The following is a 15,462-nucleotide window of genomic DNA, read 5'->3' as shown; positions in this document are numbered from 1 at the left end:
TGAAACAGTGTTGAAAAGCCAATAATAATAAGGCTTGTATTACGGTGAATGAAGATTCAATTTCTCCTTTACACTTTTTTGTTCAATTGCTTTGATTTCAATAGCTGAAATTTTGTGAATCTTTAATTGTTTTAGCATCAACCCTTTTCCCCTGTTGACTTCAGTCCCCAACAGGGGATTTCTTTTTGTGGTAACGTTAATAATGGGAAAAATCAGAAAGGGGATGAATCCGAATGAGAAGTTCAAGACCGTTATTTGAACTGGGGCAAATCGTCAAAACAAAAAGCATTGATGAAAGTGTTGAACCTAGTAAGATTGCTAGTCTTATCAGGAACCATATAACAGGTGATTTTGGCATTCTTGAAAATACATATATTGACGATAACAAGGATGCAATTCAAAACGGTGAAAGGGTTTTGTCTGCTTATATGGTGCAAGGAAAAAAAGTCTATATCATTACTGAATGGGATAGAAGTGTTACAACCGTTCTTTTTGCTGATAAATCAGGGCGAAAAGTCTTTGAAAATAAAGGGTTTAAAGGCATTTCAACTGATTGAAACCAAGCTAACAAGGGCATAATATTATTACTTGGGAATTAGTCGATTGTCTACAAAATTCTTTGTACACAAAACAAATCCGTCTTCAATAAGAAGAACTCACAAACTGCATTGTGAGTTCTTTTTTTATGCCGTATTTTTTATGTTTCTTTCACATTATGAGCCATAAAAATCCTTATTTATCAAGGGTTTGGGCAAACTATTACTACCTAATCCTAGGAAAAAATCTACAAGCCGAAATTGTAGTAATGATATAAAAATCCAAATAAGAAAGGGGGTACATAATTTTGATTGAAATCAGGGGCGATTCTGTTTTTATTAGTGGTTATGTGAATGCCGTGGAACGTGAATCAGACTTTATTCCAAGCCCACAGGGGCGATTTAAGGAGATTATACGAGCCAAAGTATTTGAACGTGCTTTACAACGTGCAAAGGACGTTCTATTGCTTTTTAACCATGATGAAAATAAAAAACTTGGTTCCATAACCCAAGGAAATTTAAAACTCATGGAAGAAGATTCAATAGGGTTGAAGGCTGAAACCGAAATCAGGGATTCATCCATTATTGAAAAAGCAAAACAGGGCAATTTTTTGCAAGGTTGGTCTTTTGGATTCATAGAACGGAAAAGCCGTTTTGAAAAGGGTTCTGATGGCATTGAAAGGCGATTCATTGAAGATTTAGACTTGATAGAAGTGTCTTTATTATCCGTGAAACCTGCTTATCCATGTTGTTCGGTGGAAATCCGAAATGATGGCATCCATGAAAGACGATATTCTGATTTGAACCTTGAAATCAAGAATCACGAAATAAAGAATCCGGAATTGGATTTTTCGAGATACGAGAACGAAATAAAATATCTAAAACTGAAGGGAATGTTTTAAATGTACATTGGTACTCAAATGGCTTTATTGAAAAAAGCCCAACAAAGAGAACAATTTTTGAACGAAATGAAAGGCATCCTGAACACGGCTAAAAAGGAAGACCGTTCATTTTCAGATGAAGAAAATACAAAGTTTGAAAAACTTCAAAAGTCTGTGGAATCAATTGATGCAGAATTAGAAAAGAACGATACAAACCTAATCCAAGATTTAAGAAAAATAAAGATGAAATAATTTTTCAAAATTACAATGGGCATTATCTTACACCTTCCATCATTCGTGAAACAATTCAGAACTATCATAAGGCTTCAGGGGTCAAATATAGGGGCTTACACGCTTTCAGGCATACTCATGCCACCATATTCCTTGAAGCAGGTGTAATTGAAATTTATATAGCAAAAAGATTAGGTCATAAAGACACAAAAGAATTAAGTAGAACATATGGGCATATCACTGGAAAAATTCAAACAGATGAACTGGCAAAATTCACGGCTTATACATCACAAAATAAGCGTGTTAAAAATAACTTCTAATAACGTAAAAGTAACCTCAACTTTGCACGAACTTGGCACAAACTTGGCACGAATTAAACTTGGCACGTTCCGAAAATAAGAAAAACCCTTGATATACAAGGGTTAATCGTTAGTTATCCTATACTACCTTCCATCTCAAACTTGATGAGACGGTTCATTTCGACTGCATATTCCATTGGAAGTTCTCTTGTGAAAGGCTCGATGAAGCCCATTACGATCATTTCCGTTGCTTCTTGCTGTGAGATTCCACGGCTCATTAGATAAAATAATTGCTCCTCTGATACCTTAGAAACCTTAGCCTCATGCTCAAGTGAAATATTATCGTTTAGGATCTCATTATATGGAATCGTGTCTGAAGTGGACTCGTTATCCATAATCAATGTATCACATTCGATGTTTGAACGGGCACCATCTGCTTTACGTCCAAAATGAACAATGCCTCGGTACGTTACTTTTCCACCTTGCTTTGAAATTGATTTTGATACAATGGTAGAAGATGTGTTTGGTGCCAAGTGAGTCATTTTAGCTCCAGCATCCTGGTGCTGACCTTTACCTGCAATCGCAATCGATAATGTCATTCCACGAGAACCTTCACCCTTTAAGATAACGGCAGGATATTTCATTGTTAGCTTTGAACCGATATTTCCATCGACCCATTCCATTGTTGCATAGGCTTCACAAACAGCACGCTTTGTAACAAGGTTGTATACGTTGTTCGCCCAGTTTTGGATGGTTGTATAACGACAGTAAGCGTCTTTTTTAATAATAATTTCAACAACCGCACTGTGAAGTGAGTTTGTTGTATAAACAGGCGCTGTACAGCCCTCAACATAGTGAACATGTGCACCTTCATCAACAATGATGAGTGTGCGTTCAAATTGACCCATGTTTTCCGAGTTAATACGGAAATAAGCTTGAAGGGGTGTTTCTACCTTTATTCCTTTTGGTACATAGATGAACGAACCACCAGACCAAACAGCTGAATTTAAAGCTGAAAACTTGTTATCAGTAGGTGGAATAACTTTCCCAAAGTATTCGCGGAAAAGCTCTTCATTCTCTCTTAAAGCACTGTCTGTATCCTTAAAAATAATTCCTAGATCCACAAGATCCTGTTGCATGTTGTGGTAAACAACTTCAGATTCATATTGGGCAGATACACCTGCAAGATACTTTTGTTCAGCCTCTGGAATACCCAGCTTATCAAATGTTGCTTTGATTTCTTCTGGTACTTCATCCCATGATCGCTCAGACTTCTCAGACGGCTTTACGTAATACGTAATTTCATCGAAGTTTAAGCTCGCCATGTCTCCGCCCCATTGTGGCATTGGCATTTTATAAAATTGAGCCAATGATTTCAAACGGAAATCTAACATCCATTTTGGTTCATTCTTCATTCTTGAGATTTCTTCAACGATTTCTTTCGTTAAACCTCTTTTAGAGCGGAAAATGGAAACGTCCTTGTCCGCAAAACCATATTTATAATCACCGATCTCAGGCGCTTTTTTAGCCATTATTGTTCCCTCCATTCTTGAACTTAGTAATTTAAGCCCCCCAACATTCACCTATAATGGACTTAGGGGGCTATTTCTACACCATTCTGTTTAAAAAGCTTGTTCCTCTTACTTCTCTTGACTGTGAATCCCTTTTTCCATGGCTTTCCATGCCAACGTTGCACATTTTATGCGAGCTGGAAATTTCGCAACACCTTGTAATGCCTCGATGTCCTCTAAATCTATCGTATCATCATACTCTTTGTTTTGCATCATGTCCGAAAAGATCTTTGAGAGTCTTAATGCGATCTCTACAGGTTGCCCTTTAATGGCTTGAGTCATCATAGAAGCAGACGCAAGAGAAATGGAGCAGCCATCACCATCAAACTTCACTGCTGCTACTTTTCCATCTTCAATCTTCATTTGAACCTGGATTCGGTCGCCACAAGTTGGGTTATTCATGTCAATTGTAATATTTCCATCTTCAAGTGAGCCTTTGTTCCTTGGATTTTTATAATGATCCATAATCACTTGACGGTACAGAGTATCTAAATTGTTAAAAGACATTGCTGAAATACTCCTTTGTCTTTATTAATCCTTTTACGAGTTCATCTATATCATCTTCACTATTATACAAATAGAAGCTTGCTCTTGCCGTTGAGGAAACCTTCAGCCATTTCATAAGAGGCTGTGCACAATGATGCCCTGCTCGGACAGCAATTCCGTCTGCATCCAGTACAGTTGCAACGTCATGTGGATGAACATCATCGATTGTAAAAGTGACAAGACCTGTTCGTTCTTTAGGGCCGAAGATCTTAATTCCCTCAATTTCAGACATTCGCTCTGAGGCATACCTGGCTAGCTTTTGGTCATGAGCATTAATGTTATCTAGACCGATTTCTTCTAGAAAATCAATGGCAGCTCCTAAACCAATTGCTCCACCAATAATGGGTGTTCCCGCTTCAAATTTCCACGGCAACTCTTTCCAGGTAGACGTTTGTAGCTCAACAAAGTCAATCATTTCACCGCCAAATTCGACAGGCTCCATGTTTTCGAGTAGATGCTTTTTGCCATAAAGTACACCGATTCCAGTTGGTCCACACATTTTGTGTCCAGAAAACACAAAGAAGTCGCAATTAAGATCTTGTACATCAATTCTCATATGTGGTGCACTTTGAGCACCATCTACGATCATAATAGCCCCATTTTCGTGGGCAATCTCTGCTAACTCTTTAACTGGATTAATGACACCTAATACATTAGACACATGCATGATCGAAACAATCTTCGTGTTTGAAGTAATCGTCGTTCTTGCGTCTTCAAGAGAGATCGTTCCATCCTCTTGAAGTGGCAAATACTTGAGAGTGGCACCTGTCTTGTGTGCAACCTGCTGCCACGGAATAATATTACTATGATGCTCCATAAAGGAGATCACAATCTCATCACCGGCACTGAGGTTTTCACGAGCATATCCTACTGCTATTGTATTTAATGCAGTTGTTGTCCCACGTGTGAATAGGACTTCTTCCGTAGAACCTGCATTAATGAACTTTCTTACTTTTTCTCTTGCATTCTCATAAGCATCTGTTGCTCTAGTCCCAAGAGTATGAACTCCTCTATGGACATTAGAGTTATATTCTTTGTAGTATTTTTCAAGGGTCTCAATAACACGGTATGGCTTTTGAGAAGTAGCCGCACTATCTAGATACACAAGAGGTCTACCGTTTACTTGCTGATCCAAAATAGGGAATTGACTACGGATATCCTTGAAGTCCATTATCGCACTTTCCTTTCGATAACCTCAACAAGTAACTTTCTAACACCCTCAATTGGTAACTGATTAACCACAGGTGCAAGGAAACCGTGAATAACAAGACGCTCTGCTTCTACTTTTGGAATACCGCGACTCATTAAATAGTAAAGTTGCAATGGATCCACACGACCAACTGATGCGGCGTGTCCAGCTGTTACATCGTCTTCTTCAATCAAAAGAATTGGGTTAGCGTCACCCCGTGCTTTTTCACTAAGGATTAAAACGCGAGAAGATTGCTGTGCATTCGACTTTGAAGCCCCATGCTCAATTTTTCCAATCCCATTAAAGATAGAAGAAGCACTTTCTTTTACAACACCATGCTTTAATATATGACCATCTGAATTCTTACCATGGTGAATGATACTTGTCGTGAAGTTTTGCTTTTGGTCTCCACGCCCAACTGTTACGGTTTTCGTATCAGCAACCGATCCGTCACCAATTAAATGAGTAATGTTTTCAGAAATCGTGTTTCCGTCATTCATTAAACCAAGTGCCCATTCAATCTTTCCATCACGGCCTACAATACCACGACGATTTACATAAGTCGTAATGCCTTTTGCAAGGCTATCAACTGCACCAAAAGTAACTCTAGCATTTGTTCCTACAATTACTTCGGCAATGATGTTAACAATTGCATCGCTTGTTTCAGGAGTAGAAATATAGTTTTCAACATAGGTTACCGAACTATTGTCCTCAGCAACAACTATTACATGATTAAAAAGATTGGCTTCAGCATGGTCATGAACATAAATCGCTTGTAGTGGTATTTTAACCTCAACATTTTTGGGTACATAAACAAATGCTCCGCCATTTACTAAAGCTGCATGTAAGGCAGTAAGCTTGTGCTCATCAACTTTTACAGCGTCCTTCATAAAGAACCTTTGCAGTAAGTCACCGTGCTCACGTGCAGCCGTGTGCAAATCAGTAAAGATAACGCCTTTTGTTTTTAACTCTTCAGATATTGTGGTGAAAGTAACGCCTTGGTCTCTTTGTACGAGCAAGTTTTTGTTAGCCTCATCAAGATCGATAAGAGCTTTCACATTCTCAGGAAGCTCATCAATCGTCTGAATCGCCTCTGATTTTACAATATGATTTTGGAATGATGTAAAATTCCAATTATCTATTTTTGTCTTGTCAGGCTTTGGTAAAGATAGACCTTCGATTTTAGCAAGAGCTTGTAAGCGAAGATCTAACAGCCATTCCGGCTCCCCTAGCTCTTTAGAGTAGGTGCGGATATAGTCTTGATCAAATGGAAGTTTTGTCTCTAACGTCATAATAATCCTCCTAACCGCTTACGCTTCTACTGTTTCGTCTTCGATACCTAGCTCTTGTTTAATCCAGTCGTATCCTTCTGCTTCTAAACGATGTGCTAACTCAGGTCCGCCTGATTTCACAACTCGTCCAGACATCATTACATGGACAAAGTCAGGAGTAATATAGTTCAGTAGGCGTTGGTAATGAGTGATGATCAAACAGCCGAAATCCTCATTACGCATTTTATTAATTCCTTTGGATACAACTTTAAGCGCGTCAATATCTAGACCAGAATCAATTTCATCTAGAATGGCGATTTTAGGTTGAATCATCGTTAATTGTAAAATTTCGTTACGCTTCTTTTCTCCACCAGAAAATCCTTCATTTAAATAGCGCTGTGCCATGTTAGGATCCATTTCAAGTAGCTCCATGCTCTTATCCATTGTTCGGATAAATTTCATTAATGAAATTTCGTCGCCTTCCTCGCGGCGTGCATTCATTGCTGAGCGCAAGAAGTCGGCATTTGTAACTCCACTAATTTCACTTGGGTATTGCATAGCTAGGAATAGACCTGCACGTGCGCGCTCATCTACTGCCATTTCTAATACATCTTCCCCATCTAAAGTGATACTACCTTGTGTTACTTCATACTTAGGATGACCCATGATGGCTGAAGATAATGTTGATTTACCCGTACCATTTGGTCCCATAACTGCGTGGATTTCTCCACCCTTTATCTCAAGGTTCACACCTTTTAAAATTTCTTTTCCATCAATTGATACGTGTAGATCTTTAATCGTCAAAGTTGAACCCATTGCTTTACCTCCGTTATTTAAACATTAATTATGAATTAAGTCATTCTCACTTTATTCTCATTCTAATCTTATACTATTTAAAAAATAATATCAAATTTTACAAGTGGTCTTCATATGTACAATTAGAGTATAAGATTAAACAATTATCATTTTATCAAAAAGGTGGTTTTAACGTAAGTATAACGTTTCAATACTGGAATTTTGTTAGGAAAAATCCGTTAGTTCAAGTCAATGACCTTACAACATTCATGCAGACACAAAGTTTAACGACAACGTTCTTATTCTTCACTTGAGAAAGGACTCTCATACCTTTGTGAGGGAGAAAAACATGAAAACCAGCCAATAAAGATAGCTGGTTCCACATGTATTAATTATGATAAAAGCTTCTTCTTTCGATATCTGCTACCATTCTTCTGCTTAACTCATATTCTTCTTGTCTCTTCTGTTCAATTCTTAAGCGTTGCTTCAACTTACGGCTATACTCCGCATATCCAATTCCATGCGACTGATGCATCGCCTTTTCCATTCCGGCGGTATAGTTCAGTTGTAACTGATTAATAATGAATCATCCCTTTCAAGCTTATTTAAATACCTTTTAATCATAACAAGGGAGTTATGATCAAACAAACGTCGAAAATCAGAAGAATTCTGAAATATATGCGATAAGCTGAAGTGAGAGAACACCACAGCCACATTGTTTACAATACCTCGAGTTTCCAGTGGAATACTTCGGGAGACCTCAAATCCCACTTTTTTGCTCTGAAGTCTCCTACGTTCACCAAAGAAAAAAGACCCTCAAGGAGTCTTGTTTTGCTACTAGTTTAATTCTTTTAACTCAATCATACATTCTTGAACTAACGTGACTGCTTGACTCATTGCTGCTCCGCCACCAAATGCTGCCGTTACCCCAATAGCCTCAAGTATTTCTTCCTCGGATGCGCCTTGATCCAGACAGCCCTTTGTGTGATAAATAATACAATATTCATCTTGGGAATATAAGCTGATACCTAGTGCGATTAGTTGCTTTTGCTTTTGGTCTAAGGATCCCGCTTTAAAACAAGCCTCTGTAAAAGCATTATAATGGTGAGCAAGATCTGGCATCTTTTCTGTAAACGTACCTAAGCCTAATTTATAATCATGTAACGCCGCTTCCGTTGAATTACGTGGTTCATTTTCCATAGTAGGTCATCTCCCAAGTAAAAATTTCGTCATCGTTAGTATGGTTAAAATCTTGGCGAGTATGCAATTTTTCAATGGGAGCGCTGAATTATGAATGTTATTAATAAAAAAGTATCTCTCTTAGCTTCAAAGGACATTTAATAACACCTCCTACTATTGTATCTAACTTTCGGTGCAAAGCATGTTGTCTTATGTTAATTTAGAGCAAATAGCTTTGTCTATTTGGGTTTTCACAATAAGACCTCTGCCAAGAACAAAAAAAGCCCAAGGAACGAATCCTCAAGGCCTCTTGCTTCATCTATTCAGTAACAGGTACGACTGCACCTTTGTATTCTTCTTTAATAAATGTTTGTATAGCTTCAGAACGAAGAACTTCAACTAACTTCTTGATGCTTGCTCTTGTTTCATCACCAGAGCGAACTGTAATGATGTTTACATACGGTGAATCTGCTCCCTCGATTGCAATGGCATCTTCAAGTGGGTTTAATCCAGCATCAATCGCATAGTTTGTGTTGATTAGCAATGCATCACCTTCATTGTTTTTGTATGCTTGAGGTAATAGACCTGCTTCAACATCTGCTTGGAATTTTAAGTTCTTTTCATTTTCAACGATATCATCCACAGTTGCAGCTGTCGTATCAATGCCTTCTTTTAATTTAATTAGACCTTTACTTTGAAGCATTGTTAAAATACGACCGTGATCAGCAACGGCATTACTCATAATAATGGTTGCACCCTCAGGTAATTCTTCTAGGCTCTTGTACTTTTTTGAATAAACACCAATTGGTTCAATGTGAATTCCGCCAGCATTAACAAAATCATACTCTTCATTTTCAGACATCTGTAATTCTAGGTAAGGAATGTGTTGAAAATAGTTTGCATCAATTTCTTTTCCAGCTAATGCTTTATTTGGTAACACATAATCTTGGAATGGTACAATTTCAAGTTCAATGCCCTCTTCCGCTAGGATCGGCTGTGCTTGCTCTAAAATCTCAGCATGTGGCACGTTAGAAGCTCCAACAACTAGCTTGCTACTCTCTTCTGTTGTTTCTCCATCTGCATTTCCACCTGTATTATTTCCTGTTCCACAAGCAGCTAATGCAAGTACTAATACGAATAAACTAACAATTCCTAAAATCTTTTTCATGTGATTTCTCTCCTTTGATGTTTGCTTTAGACCCTTTGAGTCTTAGCTTTTCGTTCGTTTTGTCTAGCTTCTGCGTCCAGCCCCTCGAGGTCAAATAACCTGAATCGGATAAAAGGAAAGTTCACCCTTTTCCCCGCTTCAGAACATTTGCAAGTCGGGGCTAACACGGACGCCTCAGCTTTTCGTTTTGTCTAGCTTCTGCGTCCACCCCCTCGAGGTCAAATAACCTGAATCGGATAAAAGGAAAGTTCACCCTTTTCCCCGCTTCAGAACATTTGCAAGTCGGGGCTAACACGGACGCCTCAGCTTTTCTAGTTACCTTTTATCTATAGATGAAGTGACTCGGTCACCGATAAATTGAATAATAAATACAATGATTAGAATTAATACGGTCGCAACAAACGTTACATCGTTTTGAGAACGTTGGAAGCCATCTAAAAAGGCAAGATTTCCTAATCCTCCAGCACCTACAACTCCAGCCATTGCTGTGTATCCAACAAGTGCTATAGCAGTAACCGTTATACCAGATACTAAAGCAGGCATCGCCTCTGGTAATAAAACCTTCCATATTATAGTCCATGTAGAAGCTCCCATTGCTCTTGAGGCTTCAATTACACCCTTATCGATTTCACGAAGGGCAATTTCGACCATCCTTGCATAAAAAGGTGCTGCTCCAATGATGAGAGCAGGCAATGCTGCATTGGATCCAAACATACTCTTAACGATAAAAATTGTAAATGGAATAAGTAATATAATTAGGATAATAAACGGAATCGATCTGAAGATATTCACTATGGCTGCAATGAGCGAATTAATCATGCTGTTCTGCCAAAGGTTACCCTTTGCCGTTAAAAATAATAATAATCCTAGGATGATTCCCAATACAAATGTTGCTAGTACAGAAACGCCTGTCATATAAAGTGTTTCTAGTGTCGCATTAATCATCTTTTCCCATTTTACATTCGGTAGAAGCTCATTAAGCATTTTTCAGCACCTCCACACCGACTGATTGCTGATTAATGTACACAATCGCCTTCTCAACCTCTTCGTCTATTCCATCAATATGGATAAAAAGAGTTCCGTAGGCACCAGTATGAAGCTGCGCTATTTTTCCTTGAAGGATTGTCACCGTGATATCAAACTGACGAATTACATTTGAAATGATCGGCTGCCCGGTTTCTTCTCCTACGAAGGTGAGCTTAACAACTCGTCCATTTGGATAACGTTCTAGTAAATGTCCAACTGTTTCTTTTGCCTCTTCCGGTTCTGATAACTGGCCAACAAATCGTTTGGTTATGGGTTGTTGTGGATTCTTAAAAACCGAAAGCACATCCCCTTCTTCCACCACTAAACCATTCTCCATAACCGCCACTCTGTGACAAATCTTTCGAATAACGTGCATTTCGTGGGTAATTAAAACAATCGTTAGCCCTAGTCGTTCATTTATATCGACTAACAAATCTAGAATGGAATCCGTTGTTTGAGGATCGAGGGCTGATGTAGCCTCATCACAGAGCAATACTTTTGGATTGTTTGCCAATGCTCTCGCAATCCCGACTCGCTGTTTTTGACCACCACTTAGCTCTGAGGGGTAAGCATCTCCTCTGCCAGTTAGCCCAACAAGCTTAATCAGCTCATCCACACGTTCGGTCTGCTTTTGCTTTGGTACACCAGCAATTTCAAGAGGGAAGGCAATGTTTTCTCGAACTGTTCTTGACCACAGCAGGTTAAAATGCTGAAAAATCATGCCGATTTCTTGTCTAGCCATTCTTAGTTCTTTTCCTTGAATAGTAGCCATATCTCTACCCGCTACGATAATGGAGCCTTCTGTTGGCTTTTCTAGCTGATTGAACATTCTTATGAGAGTACTCTTACCAGCACCACTGTATCCAATGACTCCGAAAATTTCCCCCGTTTTTATCTCTAGGTTAATCCCGTTAACGGCAGTCACTTCACCACTTTTCGAGGAAAAGACCTTTTTTATTCCCTTTAATGTCATCATGCTACTCACCTCTTTTCTCCCCAAGTTCACCCATCTGTATAGTAAGATTAAGAACAATATTTATGCTATATATTCTCTACTAAATGAAGGGATATATTAGAGAATCGGCCTTTTAAAATGCAAAAAACCCTTTTGCATAAATGAGCAGAAAGGGTTATATAAGTAGGGTCCTTTCTCTCATCTGTCAAAGCACATTGCTTTGCCGGAATTGGCACCATTTCAACGTTACGTTGACGGTTGCCGGGTTTCATAGGGCCAAGTCCCTCCACCTCTCTTGATAAGAGTGTGTTTTTACAAACACATTATTCTTTATTCAATTATCACGTTACTAGATTCAAGGAAAAATAACTACGAGAGTGATTGTAGCATGCAAAAAAAAGGTCGTCAATAGTTATACTAAAAAAATATATTTCTATTTTCAAAGAATAGTTGATTCATCTAAGTATAGTAGAATACTATTTATGCAAGAATGGAAAGTTTCTCAAGCTCTTGTGCCTTTAATACTCTTCTTAGTATTTTGCCACTAATTTGAGTCTTTGGAAGCTCCGCAATTACCTCTATCTCTCTAGGCGCAGCATGTGCTGAAAGCTTATATCTGACAAAGCTTTGGATCTCTTTTAGAAGCTCCACATTTGCTGTATACCCTTCCGTTAAAACAATAAATGCCTTCACAATTTCCCCCCGAACCGGGTCTGGCTTTCCAATTACCGCAGCCTCAACTACTGCAGGATGTTCGATGAGTTTACTTTCTACCTCAAAGGGGCCAATTCGTTCTCCGGATGAATTAATCATATCGTCATTTCTACCTTGGAAAAATACATAACCTTCTTCATCCATGGTTGCTAAATCGCCAGAAACATACCAATCGTTGGCAAAATAGGAAAGGAACTTCTCTTTGTTTTTCCAAATTTCCTTCATCAGAGATGGCCATCCTTTTTTAATAGCTAGTAGCCCTAGTTCCCCTCTCCTTACTTCTTTCCCGTCCAAGTCAATAATTGAAACCTCAACACCTGGAATCGGTCTGCCCATTGATCCTGGCTTTATCGGTTCAGATGGCAAGTTAACAATGAGCTGAGCCCCCGTCTCTGTCATCCACCATGTATCATGGATACGTAGATCGAGGACTTCTTTCCCCCATGTAATTGCTTCAGGATTAAGTGGCTCCCCCACACTTAAAATATGACGTAAGGTCGAGAGATTGTATTCTTTCACAGTCTGAGTTTTTTCCATCAGCAATCGAAAAGCAGTAGGAGCACTGTACCAAACAGTCACTCCAGTATCTTCAATCACTTGAAACCATTCTTCTGCCTGAAATCTACCTCCATGAACCACAATGGTTGAACGGTTTAACCAAGGAGCAAATATTCCATAAGAGCTTCCTGTAACCCAGCCTGGGTGAGCCGTGCACCAATACACATCGTCTTCTTTTAGATCAAGGACCCAACGCCCTGTTTGAAACTGCTGAATCATCACACGATGTGCATGAAGGACCCCCTTTGGTTTGCCCGTGGAGCCTGATGTGTAATGAATAATCATTCCATCATCTAAATCAACCCATTCTGTTATTCCTCCAACAATTGGGGTAGAAGCTAGTAAGTTAGAAATAGATTTTGCAAAAGGATGTTCTGAGTCATCTGTTGTGAGCACCGTCTTTAAATGGGGCAGTCTGTCTAAAGGGACCCTGTCAAGAAGGTCGGAGTGGGTAATTAAGACGGAAGCTTCACAATCATACATTCTGTCATAAATGGCTTCCTCCATAAAAGCTTCAAACAATGGACCTACAACTGCTCCGATTTTTATACCTGCTAATATAGCAATATAACAATCTGGATGCTTGGGTAGAAATACAAAAACACGGTCTCCTTTTTTAACTTCTTGTGATTTCAGTATGTGAGCCCACTCATCAGTCTTTTGTTTTAACTCTGAAAAAGTTAAGGTATCCTTTGTCTCTCCGTTAATATAGATCAGTGCGACCTTCTCTCCATACCCATCTTCAACATGACGATCCATACACTCATACGCCATATTCACCTTTTTTGTTGTGTACCAGCTAAAATGAGGATGGACAGAATCCCACTTAAAATCTTTATATGTTTCTTCATAGTTTGATAGATTGTACGTTTCATTTTTAGGTAGAAGTACTTGACTCATTGTTGCCCTCCCTATTGTTACTTTGCTTGGTTAAAACCTAATATCGAGAGAATATATTCCTTTTGTTTAGCTAGCTCTTGATCCGCTCTTGAACGGGGTCTCTCTTTGGAGATAATGATTTCCTCACAAAGTTCACCTGGCTGCCCTCGAAAAACAAGTAATCGGTCACAGAGGTAGAAAGCCTCGTCAATATCATGTGTGACGAGTAGCATCGTGGCACGACTTTGTTTCCAAACTGTTACTAATAAATCCTGTAGTTGCATCTTTGTAAAGGCATCCAGAGCACTAAAAGGCTCATCTAGCAGCAACACTTCTGGTGAAGTGATGAGTGCTCGGGCAATAGCTACACGCTGAGCCATCCCTCCTGAAAGCTGTTTTGGATAAAGCTTTTCAAATCCCTTTAATCCAACCTGTTCAAGTACTTTCAATGCCTTTTCCAGTTGATTTTGGGTTTCGTTTCTTTCTCCAAACAGAACGTTTTCAATCACTGTTAGCCATGGCATTAACCTTGGTTCTTGAAACATGAAACCGATATTTTCTTTACCTTCACGAGCTTCTCGACCGTGAAAAAGAATTTTCCCCTCATACTGAGTGTCTAGACCGGAAATGTTTCGAAGCAGAGTGCTCTTTCCGCAACCGCTCGTTCCGAGAAGTCCAATAATTTCTCCACTAGCTGCTGAAAAATTCACATGGCGATATGCTATATTTCCAGTTTCAAAGGTTCTACTTGCTCGTTCTACTGCTAGTAGCACTTATTTCACCACCCATTTTATACTAAATTGAACTATCGACCCTCTGATCCTGACAAGCTATCCTGCCAGTGCAAAGCCTTTGTTTCTATTGTTTTTAAGATCCAATCAGAGAGCTTGCCGAGTAAGGCGAACAACAGGATGCTCGCTAAGATCATGTCAGGTGAACTCATATTTTGTCCGAAAACTAATAAGAATCCTAACCCCTGGCTAGCTCCCATTAATTCAGCAGCGACGACAAACATCCAACCTAAGCCGAGTCCACTTCTGATTCCTACTAGGAACGAGGGTAAAGAAGCAGGTAAAATGATTTTCCGAATGAGCTGGAAGGTCGAGAAGCCATAGATTTTCCCGACCTCGATTAGTTTTCGATCGACTCCTTTTACCCCGCTTACGATATTTAAATACACGGGGAAAAATACCCCGACAGCAATGAGCGTAATCTTAGAGGTCTCTCCAATGCTGAGCCATAAGATAAACAATGGAACCCATGCGAGGGATGGGATAGATCTGAACGCTTGTAGCAACGGATCAATGATTTGCTCCGCTAATCGAAAAAAACCAACAATTGAGCCAAAAAGAACAGCTACAACTGTACCAATAATAAATCCAACAAGGACTCGAAAAAACGTAATACCTATATGCCCCCACAAGCTACCATCAACAATCATTGAATAGATTTTTTGCAGGACAATGGTTGGTGCAGGCAGTAGATTAGGTGGAAGTACACCTAATCTACTTAAGAATTCCCAGATGATAATAAGACTTATCGGTAACACACTTCCAATCGCTATGTGCTTTGTTGTGATCAATACTTTATTGATTGGTAAGACAATTCGAAAGGTTGATCGGATGGGTTTTAATACATTGCTTTCTGTCTGCTGTGACATCCTT

At 39.2% G+C, this 15,462-nt stretch carries 17 protein-coding genes and 1 riboswitch; of the genes, 4 read left to right on the top strand and 13 right to left on the bottom strand.

All coding sequences use genetic code 11. From position 1 onward, the window contains the following. Positions 1 to 233 precede the first annotated feature (233 nt). The 4 genes from ACOI1C_RS19765 (at position 234) to ACOI1C_RS19750 (ending at position 1,968) form a co-directional block, all read left to right on the top strand. Entirely contained in the window at positions 234 to 557 is a 324-nt protein-coding gene (locus tag ACOI1C_RS19765) for a hypothetical protein (RefSeq protein ID WP_422512288.1), read from the top strand. Between the two features lie 287 nt (positions 558 to 844). Continuing rightward, positions 845 to 1,438 (top strand): HK97 family phage prohead protease, encoded by a 594-nt coding sequence (locus tag ACOI1C_RS19760; RefSeq protein WP_422512287.1) that lies wholly within the window; start codon positions 845 to 847, stop codon positions 1,436 to 1,438. After that, on the top strand, positions 1,439 to 1,669 hold the full coding sequence (locus tag ACOI1C_RS19755) for a hypothetical protein (RefSeq protein ID WP_422512286.1): 231 nt from the start codon (positions 1,439 to 1,441) through the stop codon (positions 1,667 to 1,669). Further along, positions 1,612 to 1,968, top strand: a complete 357-nt coding sequence (locus tag ACOI1C_RS19750) for a tyrosine-type recombinase/integrase (protein ID WP_422512291.1) — start codon at positions 1,612 to 1,614, stop codon at positions 1,966 to 1,968. Before ACOI1C_RS19755 ends, ACOI1C_RS19750 begins: the two co-directional genes overlap by 58 nt. Before the next feature lie 113 nt (positions 1,969 to 2,081). On the opposite strand, the gene sufB is transcribed toward ACOI1C_RS19750, so the two are convergent. The 13 genes from sufB to ACOI1C_RS19685 form a co-directional block, all read right to left on the bottom strand. Next, a complete protein-coding gene (sufB, locus tag ACOI1C_RS19745; protein ID WP_422512285.1) occupies positions 2,082 to 3,479 on the bottom strand; it encodes a Fe-S cluster assembly protein SufB in 1,398 nt (465 codons plus the stop codon). A gap of 108 nt (positions 3,480 to 3,587) precedes the next feature. Beyond that, positions 3,588 to 4,025, bottom strand: a complete 438-nt coding sequence (gene sufU / locus ACOI1C_RS19740; RefSeq protein WP_422512284.1) for a Fe-S cluster assembly sulfur transfer protein SufU — start codon at positions 4,023 to 4,025, stop codon at positions 3,588 to 3,590. Continuing rightward, entirely contained in the window at positions 4,015 to 5,235 is a 1,221-nt protein-coding gene (locus ACOI1C_RS19735) for a cysteine desulfurase (RefSeq protein ID WP_422512283.1), read from the bottom strand. The genes sufU and ACOI1C_RS19735 overlap by 11 nt, the downstream gene beginning before the upstream one ends. Beyond that, the gene (gene sufD / locus ACOI1C_RS19730; RefSeq protein ID WP_422512282.1) at positions 5,235 to 6,545 is read right to left on the bottom strand and encodes a Fe-S cluster assembly protein SufD; all 1,311 of its coding nucleotides are present in this window, start codon (positions 6,543 to 6,545) and stop codon (positions 5,235 to 5,237) included. The genes ACOI1C_RS19735 and sufD overlap by 1 nt, the downstream gene beginning before the upstream one ends. A gap of 18 nt (positions 6,546 to 6,563) precedes the next feature. Further along, positions 6,564 to 7,340, bottom strand: a complete 777-nt coding sequence (gene sufC / locus ACOI1C_RS19725; RefSeq protein WP_422512281.1) for a Fe-S cluster assembly ATPase SufC — start codon at positions 7,338 to 7,340, stop codon at positions 6,564 to 6,566. 367 nt (positions 7,341 to 7,707) lie between these two features. Then, positions 7,708 to 7,854, bottom strand: a complete 147-nt coding sequence (locus ACOI1C_RS19720; protein ID WP_422512280.1) for a hypothetical protein — start codon at positions 7,852 to 7,854, stop codon at positions 7,708 to 7,710. Between the two features lie 302 nt (positions 7,855 to 8,156). Next, entirely contained in the window at positions 8,157 to 8,519 is a 363-nt protein-coding gene (locus tag ACOI1C_RS19715) for a carboxymuconolactone decarboxylase family protein (protein WP_422512279.1), read from the bottom strand. A gap of 298 nt (positions 8,520 to 8,817) precedes the next feature. Beyond that, positions 8,818 to 9,666 (bottom strand): MetQ/NlpA family ABC transporter substrate-binding protein, encoded by an 849-nt coding sequence (locus ACOI1C_RS19710; protein ID WP_422512278.1) that lies wholly within the window; start codon positions 9,664 to 9,666, stop codon positions 8,818 to 8,820. Positions 9,667 to 9,981: 315 nt separating this feature from the next. After that, entirely contained in the window at positions 9,982 to 10,650 is a 669-nt protein-coding gene (locus ACOI1C_RS19705; RefSeq protein WP_422512277.1) for a methionine ABC transporter permease, read from the bottom strand. Beyond that, positions 10,643 to 11,668, bottom strand: coding sequence for a methionine ABC transporter ATP-binding protein (locus ACOI1C_RS19700; RefSeq protein WP_422512276.1), 1,026 nt, complete (start codon positions 11,666 to 11,668; stop codon positions 10,643 to 10,645). Before ACOI1C_RS19700 ends, ACOI1C_RS19705 begins: the two co-directional genes overlap by 8 nt. 174 nt (positions 11,669 to 11,842) lie before the next feature. Continuing rightward, positions 11,843 to 11,952: riboswitch (SAM riboswitch) on the bottom strand. Positions 11,953 to 12,127: 175 nt separating this feature from the next. Next, entirely contained in the window at positions 12,128 to 13,819 is a 1,692-nt protein-coding gene (gene acsA / locus ACOI1C_RS19695; protein WP_422512275.1) for an acetate--CoA ligase, read from the bottom strand. Positions 13,820 to 13,836: 17 nt separating this feature from the next. Further along, positions 13,837 to 14,571: an ABC transporter ATP-binding protein gene (locus ACOI1C_RS19690; protein ID WP_422512274.1), complete on the bottom strand. Its 735-nt coding sequence runs from the start codon at positions 14,569 to 14,571 to the stop codon at positions 13,837 to 13,839. A 32-nt stretch (positions 14,572 to 14,603) separates the two neighbouring features. Continuing rightward, positions 14,604 to 15,458 carry an ABC transporter permease gene (locus ACOI1C_RS19685; protein ID WP_422512273.1) on the bottom strand — a complete coding sequence of 285 codons (855 nt, stop codon included), beginning with the start codon at positions 15,456 to 15,458 and terminating at the stop codon, positions 14,604 to 14,606. Positions 15,459 to 15,462: the final 4 nt, after the last annotated feature.

The organism is Bacillus sp. DJP31, assembly GCF_049310945.1.
Lineage (GTDB): Bacteria > Bacillota > Bacilli > Bacillales > SA4 > Bacillus_BS.
Note: the sequence above shows the minus strand (reverse complement) of the source record. Positions and strands in the feature narration are given on the sequence as shown.

Excerpts from the sequence above, each read along its gene's own strand:
- ACOI1C_RS19755 (WP_422512286.1), top strand. The coding sequence starts at position 1,439 with ATGTACATTGGTACTCAAATGGCTTTATTGAAAAAAGCCCAACAAAGA.
- acsA (WP_422512275.1), bottom strand. The coding sequence starts at position 13,819 with ATGAGTCAAGTACTTCTACCTAAAAATGAAACGTACAATCTATCAAAC.
- ACOI1C_RS19765 (WP_422512288.1), top strand. The coding sequence starts at position 234 with ATGAGAAGTTCAAGACCGTTATTTGAACTGGGGCAAATCGTCAAAACA.
- sufC (WP_422512281.1), bottom strand. The coding sequence starts at position 7,340 with ATGGGTTCAACTTTGACGATTAAAGATCTACACGTATCAATTGATGGA.
- sufD (WP_422512282.1), bottom strand. The coding sequence starts at position 6,545 with ATGACGTTAGAGACAAAACTTCCATTTGATCAAGACTATATCCGCACC.
- ACOI1C_RS19705 (WP_422512277.1), bottom strand. The coding sequence starts at position 10,650 with ATGCTTAATGAGCTTCTACCGAATGTAAAATGGGAAAAGATGATTAAT.
- ACOI1C_RS19710 (WP_422512278.1), bottom strand. The coding sequence starts at position 9,666 with ATGAAAAAGATTTTAGGAATTGTTAGTTTATTCGTATTAGTACTTGCA.
- sufB (WP_422512285.1), bottom strand. The coding sequence starts at position 3,479 with ATGGCTAAAAAAGCGCCTGAGATCGGTGATTATAAATATGGTTTTGCG.
- ACOI1C_RS19735 (WP_422512283.1), bottom strand. The coding sequence starts at position 5,235 with ATGGACTTCAAGGATATCCGTAGTCAATTCCCTATTTTGGATCAGCAA.
- ACOI1C_RS19700 (WP_422512276.1), bottom strand. The coding sequence starts at position 11,668 with ATGATGACATTAAAGGGAATAAAAAAGGTCTTTTCCTCGAAAAGTGGT.
- sufU (WP_422512284.1), bottom strand. The coding sequence starts at position 4,025 with ATGTCTTTTAACAATTTAGATACTCTGTACCGTCAAGTGATTATGGAT.
- ACOI1C_RS19720 (WP_422512280.1), bottom strand. The coding sequence starts at position 7,854 with ATGCATCAGTCGCATGGAATTGGATATGCGGAGTATAGCCGTAAGTTG.
- ACOI1C_RS19715 (WP_422512279.1), bottom strand. The coding sequence starts at position 8,519 with ATGGAAAATGAACCACGTAATTCAACGGAAGCGGCGTTACATGATTAT.
- ACOI1C_RS19685 (WP_422512273.1), bottom strand. The coding sequence starts at position 15,458 with ATGTCACAGCAGACAGAAAGCAATGTATTAAAACCCATCCGATCAACC.